Source organism: Streptomyces sp. NPDC025806 (assembly GCF_055558275.1).
Genome location: NZ_JBVHMU010000020.1, coordinates 22,194 through 36,181 on the forward strand (window position 1 = coordinate 22,194; position 13,988 = coordinate 36,181).

Annotated in this window: 11 protein-coding genes; 6 read left to right on the plus strand and 5 right to left on the minus strand. The window is 72.7% G+C overall.

The window, feature by feature from the left end:
- The first annotated feature begins 27 nt into the window (after window positions 1-27).
- The 4 genes from ACZ4E1_RS33525 to ACZ4E1_RS33540 are packed head-to-tail and all read left to right on the plus strand — an operon-like array spanning window position 28 to window position 5,883.
- On the plus strand, window positions 28-777 hold the full coding sequence (locus ACZ4E1_RS33525) for a response regulator transcription factor (RefSeq protein ID WP_467546636.1): 750 nt from the start codon (window positions 28-30) through the stop codon (window positions 775-777).
- Complete coding sequence (locus ACZ4E1_RS33530; protein WP_467546638.1) at window positions 774-2,399, plus strand: sensor histidine kinase; 1,626 nt, start codon at window positions 774-776, stop codon at window positions 2,397-2,399. Before ACZ4E1_RS33525 ends, ACZ4E1_RS33530 begins: the two co-directional genes overlap by 4 nt.
- A gap of 26 nt (window positions 2,400-2,425) precedes the next feature.
- On the plus strand, window positions 2,426-3,742 hold the full coding sequence (locus ACZ4E1_RS33535; protein ID WP_467546640.1) for a bifunctional glycosyltransferase family 2/GtrA family protein: 1,317 nt from the start codon (window positions 2,426-2,428) through the stop codon (window positions 3,740-3,742).
- Complete coding sequence (locus tag ACZ4E1_RS33540) at window positions 3,739-5,883, plus strand: ArnT family glycosyltransferase (protein ID WP_467546642.1); 2,145 nt, start codon at window positions 3,739-3,741, stop codon at window positions 5,881-5,883. Before ACZ4E1_RS33535 ends, ACZ4E1_RS33540 begins: the two co-directional genes overlap by 4 nt.
- Window positions 5,884-5,930: 47 nt before the next feature.
- On the opposite strand, the gene ACZ4E1_RS33545 is transcribed toward ACZ4E1_RS33540, so the two are convergent.
- Window positions 5,931-6,797 (minus strand): endonuclease/exonuclease/phosphatase family protein, encoded by an 867-nt coding sequence (locus tag ACZ4E1_RS33545; RefSeq protein WP_467546644.1) that lies wholly within the window; start codon window positions 6,795-6,797, stop codon window positions 5,931-5,933.
- 108 nt (window positions 6,798-6,905) lie between these two features.
- Between ACZ4E1_RS33545 and ACZ4E1_RS33550 the strand changes: the two genes are divergently transcribed.
- Together ACZ4E1_RS33550 and ACZ4E1_RS33555 are read left to right on the plus strand one after the other, a co-directional pair.
- A complete protein-coding gene (locus ACZ4E1_RS33550) occupies window positions 6,906-8,441 on the plus strand; it encodes an MFS transporter (RefSeq protein ID WP_467546646.1) in 1,536 nt (511 codons plus the stop codon).
- A 77-nt stretch (window positions 8,442-8,518) separates the two neighbouring features.
- Window positions 8,519-9,286 (plus strand): TetR/AcrR family transcriptional regulator, encoded by a 768-nt coding sequence (locus ACZ4E1_RS33555; protein WP_467546648.1) that lies wholly within the window; start codon window positions 8,519-8,521, stop codon window positions 9,284-9,286.
- Window positions 9,287-9,297: 11 nt separating this feature from the next.
- On the opposite strand, the gene ACZ4E1_RS33560 is transcribed toward ACZ4E1_RS33555, so the two are convergent.
- From ACZ4E1_RS33560 to ACZ4E1_RS33575, 4 genes are all read right to left on the minus strand, one after another.
- Window positions 9,298-9,774 carry a PPOX class F420-dependent oxidoreductase gene (locus ACZ4E1_RS33560; protein ID WP_467546650.1) on the minus strand — a complete coding sequence of 159 codons (477 nt, stop codon included), beginning with the start codon at window positions 9,772-9,774 and terminating at the stop codon, window positions 9,298-9,300.
- 25 nt (window positions 9,775-9,799) lie between these two features.
- A complete protein-coding gene (locus tag ACZ4E1_RS33565) occupies window positions 9,800-10,618 on the minus strand; it encodes a YceI family protein (protein ID WP_467546652.1) in 819 nt (272 codons plus the stop codon).
- A gap of 217 nt (window positions 10,619-10,835) precedes the next feature.
- Window positions 10,836-13,301, minus strand: a complete 2,466-nt coding sequence (locus ACZ4E1_RS33570) for an MFS transporter (RefSeq protein ID WP_467546788.1) — start codon at window positions 13,299-13,301, stop codon at window positions 10,836-10,838.
- A gap of 97 nt (window positions 13,302-13,398) precedes the next feature.
- Window positions 13,399-13,905 carry a MarR family winged helix-turn-helix transcriptional regulator gene (locus tag ACZ4E1_RS33575; RefSeq protein WP_467546654.1) on the minus strand — a complete coding sequence of 169 codons (507 nt, stop codon included), beginning with the start codon at window positions 13,903-13,905 and terminating at the stop codon, window positions 13,399-13,401.
- Window positions 13,906-13,988: the final 83 nt, after the last annotated feature.

Consider the following 13,988-nt stretch of genomic DNA (forward strand, 5'->3'; position numbering starts at 1 on the left):
CTCAGAGGGCGGTCGCAGGGTGGTGCCATGACCACAGCCGCGCCCCAGGGGCGAACCGAACTGCTGAGGCCGGACGGCAGGCCCGTCCGGGTGCTCGTGGTGGACGACGAACAGTCCATCACCGAGCTGATGTCGATGGCGCTGCGCTACGAGGGCTGGCAGATCAGGTCGGCGGGCGACGGGGCCGGGGCCGTGCGCAGCGCGCGGGAGTTCCGGCCCGACGCCGTCGTGCTGGACATGATGCTGCCGGACATGGACGGGCTGAGCGTGCTCGGCCGGCTGCGCCGTGAGCTGCCGGACGTGCCGGTGCTGTTCCTGACGGCGAAGGACGCCGTCGAGGACCGGATCGCCGGGCTCACCGCGGGCGGCGACGACTACGTCACCAAGCCGTTCAGCCTGGAGGAGGTGGTCGCGCGGCTGCGCGGCCTGATCCGCAGGACCGGCACGGCCGAGCGGCACAGCGACTCCGTGCTCGTCGTGGGCGACCTGTCGCTCGACGAGGACAGCCACGACGTCGAGCGCGGCGGCACCCACATCCACCTCACCGCCACCGAGTTCGAGCTGCTGCGCTTCCTGATGCGCAATCCGCGCCGCGTGCTCAGCAAGGCGCAGATCCTGGACCGGGTCTGGAGCTACGACTTCGGCGGCCGGGCCAACGTGGTCGAGCTGTACATCTCGTACCTGCGGCGCAAGATCGACGCCGGGCGTGAGCCGATGATCCACACCCGGCGCGGCGCCGGGTACCTGATCAAGCCCGCAGCGACGCCCGTGCCGTGAGGCGGGTCCGCGCACCGCGCGTCAGGACCCTGCGGACCCGGCTCGTCGTCACCGCCGTCGGCCTGATCGCCCTGGTCGCCGTGGTGATCGGCACGGTGACGACGCTGGCGCTGCACACGTATCTGTACGCGCAGCTGGACGGCAAGGTCGATCAGGTCGTGCACATGGCCCGGCGCGGCGACGGGCCCGGCGTGCAGGACGGCGGCCGGGGGCCCGGGACGGGCACGCGGGCGAGCGATCTGGCGTTCCTGGGCCTGCCGGGCCCCGGCGGCGGCGACACCGTGGGCGCGCTGGTCGACACCGACGGCTCCCTCACCCGCGCGGAGCGGTCCGAGCAGGACTCCCCCACCCGCACCACCGAGCTGACCGGCGCCCAGACGGACGCCCTCTCCTCGGTCCCCCGCGACGGGCGCGCGCACAGCGTCTCCCTGCCAGGACTGGGCGACTACCGCGTCCAGTCGAGCGGGGACGGCAGCCTGCTCGTCGGCCTCCCCTCCACGGACATCGACGCGACCCTGAACCGGCTCGTCCTCATCGAGGCCTCCGTCACCGGCGCGGGCCTGCTCGCGGCCGGGGTGACCGGCGCCGTCATGGTCGGCGTCGCGCTCCGACCGCTGCGCCGGGTCGCCGCGACCGCGACCCGCGTCTCCGAACTCCCCCTGCACAGCGGCGAGGTGGCCCTCCACGAGCGCGTCCCGGACGCGGAGGCCGACCCGCGTTCCGAGGTCGGCCAGGTCGGCGCCGCGCTCAACCGCATGCTCGACCACGTGCACGGCGCGCTGGAGGCACGGCAGCAGAGCGAGACCCGGGTGCGCCGGTTCGTCGCGGACGCCAGCCACGAGCTGCGCACCCCGCTCGCCTCCATCCGGGGCTACGCCGAACTGACCCGGCGCGGCCCCGAGCCGACCGGCCCCGACACCCGGCACGCGCTCGGCCGCATCGAGTCCGAGGCCCACCGGATGACGGGCCTGGTCGAGGACCTGCTGCTGCTCGCCCGGCTCGACACGGGCCGGCCCCTCGCCCACGAGTCGACGGATCTGTCGCCGTTGGTCGTGGACGCGGTCGCCGACGCCCGCGCCGCCGGGCCGGACCACGTCTGGCGGCTCGACCTGCCCGACGACCCCGCCGAGGTGCTCGCAGACCCGGCCCGCCTGCACCAGGTCCTCGTCAACCTGCTGGCCAACGCCCGTACGCACACCCCGCCCGGCACCACGGTCACCACGCGCGTGCACCGGGACGGGCCCTGGGTCCGCCTCGAGGTGCGGGACGACGGGCCGGGCATCCCGGCGGAGCTGCTGCCGCACGTCTTCGAGCGGTTCGCGCGCGGCGACTCCTCGCGCTCCCGCACGGCGGGCTCCACGGGGCTCGGACTGGCCATCGTGCACGCGGTCGTGGCCGCGCACGGCGGCGCCGTGACCGTGGACTCGGCCCCGGGCCGCACCGTGTTCACCGTCCACCTCCCGGCCCGGACCGAGCAGGACCAGCGAGACCGGCAGGACCAGAAGGACCGGCAGGACCAGCAAGTCCGGCAGGACCGGCAGGGTCAGCAAGACCGCCAGGACCGGCCTCAGGCGCCGCATCCGTACTCACAGGCGGGTCAAAGCCTCACCACACCGCCCTGACAGAGCAGTTGGCGACGGTCGGTGGCATGCGAACCGACTCTTCTGCGAGCACCGCTCCACCCGCCCCCGGGCCGGGGACGCTGCCGGCGCGGGAGCACCTTCCCGTCGGCAGCGGCGCCGTGCCGGTCCTGGACGTCGTCGTCCCCGTCTTCAACGAGGAGAAGGACCTCGACGCGTGCGTGCGGCGCCTGCACGCCCACCTGAACCGCACCTTTCCGTACCGCTTCCGGATCACGGTCGCGGACAACGCCTCAACCGACGCGACCCCGCAGGTCGCGCGGCGGCTCGCCACCGAGCTGGCCGGCGTCGCCTCCGTACGGCTTGAGGAGAAGGGGCGCGGGCGGGCCCTGCGCGCCGTCTGGTCCGCATCCGACGCGCCCGTCCTCGCCTACATGGACGTCGACCTGTCCACCGATCTGAACGCGCTGCTCCCGCTGGTGGCGCCGCTGATCTCCGGGCACTCGGACCTCGCGATCGGCTCCCGGCTCTCGCGTGCGGCGCGCGTGGTGCGCGGCCCCAAGCGGGAGTTCGTGTCCCGCACCTACAACCTGATCCTGCGCGGCTCGCTCCAGGCCCGCTTCTCCGACGCACAGTGCGGCTTCAAGGCGATCCGGCGCGAGGTGGCGCAGGTGCTGCTGCCGCTGGTCGAGGACACCGGCTGGTTCTTCGACACGGAGCTCCTGGTGCTCGCCGAGCGGGCCGGGCTGCGGATCCACGAGGTGCCCGTCGACTGGGTCGACGACCCGCACTCCAGCGTCCACATCGTGCGGACGGCGACCGAGGACCTGAAGGGCGTGTGGCGGGTCGGCCGGGCGCTCGCCACCGGTTCCCTGCCGCTCGACCGCCTCGCGCGCCCCTTCGGCGACGATCCGCGCGACCGCGGACTGCCCGGCGTCCCCAGGGGACTGGCCCGCCAGCTCGTCGGCTTCTGCGTCGTCGGCGGTCTGTCGACCCTGCTGTATCTGCTGCTCTACACCGGCTTCCGTACGTTCTCGGGGGCGCAGACCGCCAACGTGCTCGCGCTGCTCGTCTCGGCGGTCGCCAACACCGCCGCCAACCGGAGGCTCACCTTCGGCGTACGGGGCCGGGCGAACGCCGTGCGCCACCAGGCCCAGGGCATCGTCGTCTTCGGTATCGGATGGGTGCTGACCAGCGGCTCGCTGCTCGCGCTCGGTGCCGCGTCCGACGGCGGCGCCGCGCACTCCACCGAACTGGCGGTGCTCATCGCCGCGAACCTCGCGGCCACCGTGCTGCGCTTCCTGCTGCTGCGCGCCTGGGTCTTCCCGGACCGGTCCGACCGCCCGGCGATCTCCTCCGAGCCCACCCCCGGGAGCCGACGATGACCACACCACCCACCCCGACGGCCGCGCCCCTGACGGCGCCCGCGACCACGGTCGAACCCCGCCCCGCCGACCCCCGCTGGGTCCGCCCCGCGTTCCTCGCCCTCCTCCTCGTCATCGCCCTCGCCTACTTCTGGAACCTCTCCGCCTCCGGCTACGCCAACTCCTTCTACTCGGCCGCCGTTCAGGCGGGCAGCCAGAGCTGGAAGGCGTTCTTCTTCGGCTCGTCCGACGCCGCGAACGCGATCACCGTCGACAAACCCCCGGCCGCGCTGTGGCCGATGGGCCTCTCGGTGCGGCTCTTCGGGCTGAACTCCTGGGCGATCCTCGTGCCCGAGGTCCTGATGGGCGTAGCCACCGCGGCGGTCCTCTATGCCGCCGTGCGGCGCCGCTTCAGCGCCGCCGCGGGCCTGATCACCATGGCCGTGTTCGCCACGACCCCGGTTGCCGCGCTCATGTTCCGGTTCAACAACCCGGATGCGCTGCTCGCCCTCCTGATGACCGTCACGGTGTACTGCGTGCTGCGCGCGCTGGAGCGGGGCCGCACGAAGTGGCTGGTCCTGGCGGGCGCGGCGGTCGGTCTCGCCTTCCTCGCCAAGACGCTCCAGGCCTTCCTGATCCTGCCCCCGCTCGCCCTTGTCTACGGGGTCTGCGCCCCGGTGAGGCTGCGCCGCCGGCTCGCCCAACTGGCCCTCTCCGGGCTCGTCATGACCGTTGCGGGCTGCTGGTGGGTGGCCGTCGTCGAACTCTGGCCCGCGGCCTCCCGCCCGTACATCGGCGGTTCCCAGAACAACTCGTTCCTGGAGCTGACCTTCGGCTACAACGGCCTGGGCCGGATCAACGGCGACGAGACCGGCTCCGTCGGCGGAGGCGGAGCCGGTGGCGGCGGCATGGGCGGCGGTGACGGAGCCGGCGGCGGCATGGGCGGCGGAATCGGTCAGTGGGGCGAGACCGGCCTCGGCCGGATGTTCAACGCGGAGATCGGCGGCCAGATCTCCTGGCTGCTGCCCGCCGCGCTGATCCTGCTCGTCGCGGCGCTCGTCCTGACCCGGAAGGCCCGGCGCACGGACACCGCGCGCGCCGCGTTCCTCGCCTGGGGCGGCTCCCTGCTGACGACGGGCCTCGTCTTCAGCTTCATGGCCGGCATCTTCCACCAGTACTACACGGTGGCTCTGGCCCCGTATCTCGCCGCGGTGATCGGCATGGGCGCGGTCGTGCTGTGGGAGGAGCGGGCGAGGCTCGTCTGGCCGGTCACGCTCGGCGCGGCCGTCGCGGTCACCGGGATCTGGGGCTACGTGCTGCTCGGCCGCACGCCCGACTACCTGCCGTGGCTGCGCTGGGCCGTGCTGATCGGCACGCTCGCGGCGGGCCTGGGAAACGCGCTCGCGGGCCGGTTCGGGCGCGGGCTCGCGCTCGGCGCCGCGGGGCTCGGCCTCGTCGTGTCGCTGGCCGCGCCGACCGCGTACACCCTCAGCACGCTGGACACAGGGCACACCGGGTCGATCGTCACGGCGGGCCCGGCCGGCGCGAGCATGATGGGCGGCCGGGGCGGCCGGGGCGGTCCGGGCGGTGGTCCCGGGGGCGCCGGAGGCGGTCCGATGCAGCCGCCTGGTGGCCGGACGCAGGGCAACGGCCCCGGTACCGGCACCACCCCGGGCAACGGCCCCGGCGGGCAGCAGCGCGGCGGCTTCCCCGGAGGCTTCCCCGGCGGAGCCACGGCCGAGCGCGGACTCCGTGGCGGCGGTATGGGCGGTCTGCTCGACGGTGCCACGGTCGGCGCCGAGGCGAAGCGGCTGCTCCTGAAGGACGCCGACGCCTACACCTGGGCCGCCGCGGCCGTCGGCTCCCAGAACCAGGCGAGCTACCAACTGGCCACGGGCGTCCCGGTGATGGCCGTCGGAGGCTTCAACGGCACCGACCCGTCGCCCACCCTCGCCCAGTTCAAGAAGTACGTGGCGGAAGGGAAGATCCACTACTTCATCGGCGGAGGCATGGGCGGCGGCATGGGCGGCATGGGCGAGATGGGCGGCATGGGCTCGGGGGCGAGCTCCTCGTCCACGATCACCTCATGGGTCGAGCAGCACTTCGAGAAGGTGACGGCCGGAACGGCGACGTTCTACGACCTGACCCAGCCGAAGTCCTGACCCGGCCGAAGCCCTGATCCGACAGCCCGTCCGACAGCCCACGAGGCCTACCGGTCGAGCCGCACGTCGGCGACGACCGGCCGGTGATCGGAGGCGGCGGCCTCCGCCGGGATCGTCACGTCCCGCACGCCGACGCCCTCGCCGACCGCGACGTAGTCGATCCGGTTGACGGGGGCGTCCGCCGGATACGTACCGCCGGTCGCGGGCCCCGCGTCGCTTAGTTCCTGCCACAGCGGCGCCAGTTCGGGCGCGGTCGGCGCCGCGTTGAAGTCGCCGAGCAGGACCTGGCGGGCGCCGGGCAGGGCCGCGCGCTCGGCGCTCATGATCCGGCGGGTGTCGGCGACCTGCGCGGTCCGCACGGACGGGTCGCCCCGGTAGTCGAGATGGGTGACGAACACCTGGAGCGGGACGCCCCGCACCTTGAGGGTGACCTCGCCGAAGCCGGGGGCCGGGGCCGGCACCGGGTTCGGGACCTGGGTGGAGAGCCGGGTGATGTCGTGGTTGACGGCGGAGCGGATCCGGTACCGGGACAGGACGGCGACCCCGAACTCGCGGCGCGGCTGTCCGGCCGCCGCCGGGTCCAGGCTGTAGATCGGGGCGAACGCGACCCGCATGCCGAGCCGGTCGGCCAACTCCTGTGCCACGTCGAGGCTCTGGCTGCGGGCGCCCCAGTGCACGTCGACCTCCTGGAGCCCGATCACGTCGGCGTCGAGGGCGCGCAGCGCGGCGGCCTGCCGGTCGAGGTCGAAGACGTTGTCCTCCCCGGCCCCCGCGTGGATGTTGTACGTCGCGATGCGCAGCGGGACCGAGGGCGTCCCGGGCGTGTCGGCGGCGGCCGGTGCGGCTGCCGCGATCAGGCTCAACAGAGCGGCGGGCAGGGCCATTTGGGGGAGCGCGCGAGCGCGAGTCGGCATGCCGGAACGGTACGCCGAAAATGCCGTTGTACGGCGTACGAGCAATCCCTTACGGTGTATGGGAGACGGGTGCGGAGAGGCCCGGGACCGACACCGACAGGAGGCCGTATGACGGCGACCACCGCCGAGAACCACGACAGCCCGGAGCAGCCCGAGCAGACGGCGCCCCCGGCCGGCGGCGGCCACCCCCAGCGCTGGCTGATCCTCGGGGTCATCTGCCTCGCCCAGCTGACCGTGCTGCTCGACAACACCGTGCTGAACGTCGCGATCCCCTCCCTCACCCGGGAGCTGGACGCGTCGACGGCCGACATCCAGTGGGTGATCAGCGCCTACTCGCTCGTCCAGTCGGGTCTGCTGCTCACCGCGGGCTCCAGCGCCGACCGCTACGGCCGCAAGAAGATGCTCGCGGCGGGACTCGTCCTGTTCGGCGTCGGTTCGCTGGTCGCGGGTCTCGCGGGCTCGACCGGCCAGCTGATCGCGGCGCGGGCCGGCATGGGCGTCGGCGGCGCGCTGCTGATGACCACGACCCTGGCCGTCGTCGTGCAGATCTTCGACGACGCCGAGCGGGTCAAGGCGATCGGCCTGTGGGCGACCGTGAACTCGCTGGGCTTCGCCGTCGGCCCGCTGCTCGGCGGCGTGATGCTCGACCACTTCTGGTGGGGCGCGATCTTCCTCATCAACATCCCGGTCGCGGCCATCGGCCTGATCGCCGTGCTCGCGCTCGTCCCCGAGTCCAAGAACCCGCGCGGCGACCGCCCCGACCTGCTCGGCGCGCTCCTGTCCACGGTCGGCATGACCGGGATCGTCTACGCGATCATCTCGGGCCCCGACAAGGGCTGGACGGCCGGTCCCACGCTGGCCTCGGCCGCGATCGGGCTCGTCGTCATGGCCGCGTTCGTGCTGTGGGAGCTGCGCATCCCGTACCCGATGCTGGACATGCACTTCTTCCGGAACCAGAAGTTCACGGGTGCGGTGGCCGGCGCGATCCTCGTCGCGTTCGGCATGGGCGGCTCGCTCTTCCTGCTCACCCAGCACCTCCAGTTCGTGCTCGGGTACGGGCCCCTGGAGGCCGGGCTGCGCACCGCCCCGCTCGCCCTCACCGTCGTCGCGCTCAACCTCACGGGCCTGGGCGCCAGGCTGCTGCCCAGGCTGGGCACGCCGCTGACCATCGCGGCGGGCATGACCTGCCTGGCGGCGGGCCTCGCGGCGATCGCGCTGCTCGGCGGCGACGCGTACGGCGGGATGCTGGCGGGGCTGATCATCATGGGCGCGGGCATCGCGCTCGCCATGCCCGCGATGGCCAACGCGATCATGAGCGCGATCCCGCCGGAGAAGGCGGGCGTCGGCGCGGGGGTCAACGGCACACTGGCCGAGTTCGGCAACGGCCTGGGGGTCGCGGTCCTCGGCGCGGTCCTCAACGCGCGCTTCGCGGCGCTCGTCCCCGTCGCCGCCGCCTCGCTCCCGGCGGCGCTCGCGGCCGCGGACTCGGCGCCGGAGAAGGCCCGGATCGCGGACGCGTTCTCCTCCGGTCTGGAGACCAGCCAGCTGGTCGGGGCCGTGGCCGTGCTGGTCGGCGGGCTGCTCGCCGCGGCGTTGCTGCGGCGGGCGGAGCGGGCAGAATCAGCGGTGCCGGCTTCCGCATAGCATCGGTGGACGGGCGGACCGGACCCGATGGTTCCGCCCGTCCGTCCGCCCCCGACGAACTTGGAGAAGGTGCCCCGATGGCGAAGGCAGCGCGGATGAGCGTCTGGCTGGAGGAGACGGATCCGTCCAAGGCGCCGCGCGGCCGGCGCACCGAGCAGCCGAGCGGGCTGGACCGGGAGCGGATCACCGAGGCCACGGTGCGGCTGCTCGACGCCGAGGGGCTCGCCAAGTTCTCCATGCGGCGCCTGGCGGGCGAGCTCGGGGTCACCGCGATGTCCGTGTACTGGTACGTCGACACCAAGGACGAGCTGCTGGAACTGGCCCTGGACCGGGTGTTCGGCGAGCTCGGGGTCGCCGAGGACGGGCCCGGGGAGGACGACGACTGGCGGGAGTGGCTGCGCGACCTGGCGACCACCTACCGGTCGCTGATCGTGCGGCACCCGTGGATCTCTCCGCTGGCCGGCAACTTCCTCAACATCGGCCCGAACGCGCTGAAGTTCTCGTTCGCCGTGCAGCGCATCGTCGCCCGCACCGGCCTGTCCCTGACCCGGCAGCGCGGCGCGATCGCGTCCGTCTTCCAGTTCGTCTACGGGTACGGGACGATCGAGGGCCACTTCCGGCAGCGCTGCGTGGAGGTGGGCATGACCCAGGACGAGTACTACACGAAGGCCATGGCCGGGTTCTCGGCGCCGGCGGAGATGGCCGAGGCGGTGCGGCACGCCGAGCAGTTGATGGAGCAGGGCCCCGAGGGCGGCTCCGTGGACCAGGTCCTCGACGGCGACTTCGAGGTCGCCCTCGACCTCCAGATCGCCGGCATCGAGGCCCTGGTCGCCCGGGAGCCCTAGAGCGGCCCCGTCTAAGGCGTGTCCTGCGCGGCGAGCCGTGCCGGGAAGCCGCCGGTGGCCACCGGGCCCCAGCGCTCCGGCGTGACCCGGATCAGGGACTTCCCCTGCTTCACCATGGCGGCCCGGTACTCGTCCCAGTCCGGGTGCTCGCCCGAGATGTTCCGGAAGTACTCCACGAGCGGCTCCACGGACTCGGGCGCGTCGATCACTTCCGCCGTGCCGTCGATCTGCACCCAGGGCCCGTTCCAGTCGTCGCTCAGCACGACGACGCTCACGCGCGGATTCCGCTTCGCGTTACGGGTCTTGGCCCGCTCGGGGTAGGTGGAGACGACGATCCGCCCCGAGTCGTCGACCCCGCAGGTCAGCGGGGAGGCCTGCGGGGTGCCGTCGGCGCGGGCGGTGATGAGGAGGGCGCGGTGCCGGGGTCGCACGAAGTCGAGCAGCTCGTCGAGGCCGACCCGGTCGTTGGTCGCGATGTTCGAAGCCATGCGGCCCACCGTAGGGCCGCCGGGGTCAGGCGGCGGGGAGGGTGTCGCCCTGGACGGCCTGGATGTCGAGTTCGACCTTGAGGGTCGCGCCGATCGCCGCGATGCCGGCCTGCACGACCTGGTTGTAGTTCATCGCGAAGTCCTCCCGCTTCAGCTCGGCCGTCGCCTTGAACGCGGCACGGGTGCCGCCCCACGGGTCCGCCCCGGTGCCGAGATAGCTCAGTTCCAGGTCGACCGGCCGGGAGACCCCGCGCATGGTCAGCTCGCCGTGCACGGTCCAGCGGTCGGTGCCCGCGGGCTCAAGACCGGTCGAGCGGTACGTGATCTCCGGGTACGTCTCGACGTCCAGGAAGTCGGGCGACTTCAGGTGACCGTCCCGCATGCCGTTGCCCGTGTCGATGGACGCGGCCTTGATGACGGCCTCGACCCGCGACTTCTCGACGTCCTGCGCGATCTCGACCCGCGCGCCGAAGTCCGTGAACCGCCCGTGCACGGACGTGATCCCGAGATGCTGCGCGGTCGCCGCGACCGTGGAGTGCGCCGGGTCGACGGTCCACGGGCCGGGCGGCGGCAGCTCGGCACCGCCCTGCCGGGCCAGGACGACGGTGCCGACCTCGGCCCGCCCCGTGGCCGTCACCAGCGCGGTGGAGGCGGCCGGCGCGTACCCCACGGCGGTGACGATCACGGTGTACGGGCCGGGCGTCAGCGGGCTCGCGTCGTGCACGGCGCCCTCGTCGTCGGCCTCGGCCCGCAGCACCTGCGCACCGGTCATGTCGGTCACCGTGACGACGGCGTGCGGCAGAGCCCACCCGTCCCGCGTACGGATCCGCGCACTGAGTCCCATCGTTCACATCTCCTAGCTCAAGCTCACGTTCTCGCCTCCGTGCGGGAGTCGGTCGTCTCCCGCACGGGAAAGGGCCCCGGACCTGGCGTCTCCGGCCGTCCCCTGCCGTTCAACGACGCCACACCGTCCGGGGCCCCTTTCCCACATCCGGGCCGGTGCGGCGCGCGTCTCCGCTCGAAGCGCGCGCCGACCTTCAGGTGGCCCGGGGTCTACTCGACTACTCGCCGGGGTGGGCGAGTTCGATGTCGTGGCCGTCGACGCCACTGCCCTGCACCGAGAGGTGCGTGGCCACCGGCGGGTACCCGGTCGCGATGACCGTGTAGTCGCCGCCGTCCAGGTCGGTGAAGGCGTACGCGCCGTCCTCACCGGTGGTCGACGTCGCGACCACGTTGCCCGCGGCGTCGATCAGCGTGACCCGGGCGTCGTTCAGCGTCCGGCCCGCGGCGCGCACGGTGCCCTGCACCTGCGAGCCGGAGTTCAGCTCGATCTCGACCCGGGTGACACCCGTGCCGCCGACCTCGACGGGCAGCGCCGTCGGGCGGTGGCCCGCGGCGTTCACCGCGACGGTCACCGTGCCGGGCACCAGCTCGGCGAAGGTGAACTCGCCCTCCTGGCCGGAGAGCCCGGTGGCGAGCACGTCACCGCGCACGTCCGTGACGATGACCATGGCGCCGGTGACCGGGGCCTTGGTCTCGGCCGCCTTCACGACACCGCTGAGACCGCTGGTGCCGCTGAGGAGGATGTCGTACGTGACCGGCTCCTCGCCGACGACCACCGTGGAGGCCTGCGGCTGGTAGCCGTCGGCCGAGGCGATCAGCACGTACGAGCCGGCGCCGGGGGCGTCGAGCGCGTAGGCACCGTCGCCCTGGGCGACCCCGCGGCCCAGCTGCCGTCCGCCGAGGGAGATCAGCGTGACGGCGGCGCGGGCGACCGGGGCGGACTCGGCGCCGCGGACGAAACCGCGGACCGGGGTGCCGCCGCCCGTCGCACCGGCGGCCTGCGCCGGAGCGTCACCGGCGACCGAGGCCACGGCGGCGAGCTGCTGCGTCTGCGTGTCGGCGACGGGCGCGGAGGAGGCGGCGACCAGGCTGGGCACCTTCTCCTCGGCGACCGGGGCGACCGGGGCGGAAGCCGCGGCGGCGGGGGCCGGGGCGGAGTCGCCCTGGGCGGCCTGCTCCAGGGCACCGGACGTACGCAGCGGAACCTCCTTGATGAAGAGCGTCACGACGAACGCCAGCGCGGCGATCGGGGCGACGTACAGGAAGATGTCGGCGATGCCGTGCCCGTACGCGCTCTCCAGCCAGTTACGCACCGGGGCGGGCAGCAGGTCCATGTCGGGGATCTGACCCGAACCGGCGGCCTTGCCGGCCGCGGCCTGCGCCTGCGGGTCGAGCTGGCCGATGGTGTCCTTGGCGTAGTGCGAGATCCGCGTGGTCATGACCGAGCCGAGTGCGGAGACGCCGATCGCGCCACCGAGGGACCGGAAGAAGGTCACGACGGACGAGGCGGAACCGAGGTCCTGGGGGGCGACCTGGTTCTGGGTGCAGAGCACGAGGTTCTGCATCATCATGCCGACGCCGAGGCCCATCAGCGCCATGAAGATGGCGAGGTGCCAGTACGGGGTGTCGTAGCGCATCGTGCCGAGCAGGCCGAGACCCGCGGTCAGCAGGACGCCGCCGGAGACCAGCCACGCCTTCCACTTGCCGGTCTTGGTGATGACCTGGCCGGACACGGTGGAGGAGACGAACAGACCCGCGATCATCGGGATCGTCATGACGCCGGACATCGTCGGCGACTTGTCCCGGGCGAGCTGGAAGTACTGCGAGAAGAACACGGTGCCGGCGAACATCGCGACACCCACGAGTAGCGAGGCCAGCGAGGCCAGCGTGATCGTGCGGTTCTTGAACAGGCGCAGCGGGATGATCGGCTCGCTGGCCTTGGACTCGACGAACAGGAAGATCAGCGCAAGCACGAGCGCGCCGCCGACCATCGAGTAGGTCTGCCACGACAGCCAGTCGTACTTGTCGTCGGCGAAGGTGACCCAGACGAGGAGCAGGCAGACGGCCGCGGTGACGAAGAAGGCGCCGGCCCAGTCGACCTTGACCTTCCGCTTGACCACGGGGAGGTGCAGCGTCTTCTGGAGCACGAACAGCGCGATCAGCGCGAAGGGCACACCGACGTAGAGGCACCAGCGCCAGCCGAGCCAGGAGGTGTCGGTGATGACGCCGCCGAGCAGCGGACCGCCGACGGTGGCGACGGCGAAGGTGGCGCCCAGGTAGCCGGAGTAACGGCCACGCTCACGCGGGGAGATCATCGCGGCCATGATGATCTGCGCCAGGGCGGACAGACCGCCGGCGCCGATGCCCTGGATGGCGCGGGCGCTGATCAGCATCCCCGGGTTCTGCGAGAGACCGGCGATGACGGAGCCCACGACGTAGACGACGAGGGCTATCTGGACGAGGGCCTTCTTGCTGACGAGGTCGGCCATCTTGCCCCACAGGGGCGTGGTGGCGGTCATCGCGAGCAGCGAGGCGGTGACGACCCAGGTGTAGGCGGACTGGCCGCCGCCCAGGTCGCCGATGATCTCCGGCAGCGCGTTGGAGACGATCGTCGACGAGATGATGGCGGCGAACATGCCGAGCAGCAGCCCGGACAGCGCCTCCATGATCTGACGGTGCGTCATCGGAGCGCCGGAGTCGGGGGCGGCGCCTCCGTGCTTGGCATGGCTGCCCCGCACACCGGCCGGTGTGGATGTTGCCATGGGATTCCTTTTCTTACGTCTATGCGGGTGTACGGGTGGGGGACTGCGCCGGGACGGCGTCGGCGACCGGGACGTGGGCTCGTGCGGAGCCCGTGGTCCGGCAGTCGCCGAAGCTGTCGCGCAGCCGGGTCATGAGGGTGATCAACTGGTCGACCTCGTCGTCGGACCAGTCGCTCAGCCGGTCGGCGAGCAGCTGCGTGGTGCGCTCGTTGAGCACGCCCAGCTGCTTCGAGCCCATGTCGGTGAGGCTGAGGATGCGCGAGCGCTTGTCGGCCGGGTCGGCGTTCCGCTCGATCCAGCCGCGGTCGGCGGCGTGTGCGACGTGTCGGCTGGCGACCGACACGTCGACGGCGAGCAGCTCGGCCATGCGGCTCATCCGCATGGCGCCGTAGCGCGAGAGCAGGGTGAGCACGGCGGCGGTGCCGGCCGGGCAGTCGTGCGGCAGGATGCGCGCCATGTCCCGCTTGACGGCGCCGAAGGCGCTGAACTGTCGCGTGAGCTCGTCGTAACGACGCTGTGCGGCCACAGCTGCTCCTCCTGACGCATACCTTATTCGTTGCTTAGGGCAACCATAGAAGCAGTTGGTTGCCGCAGGCAAACGAAATGGGG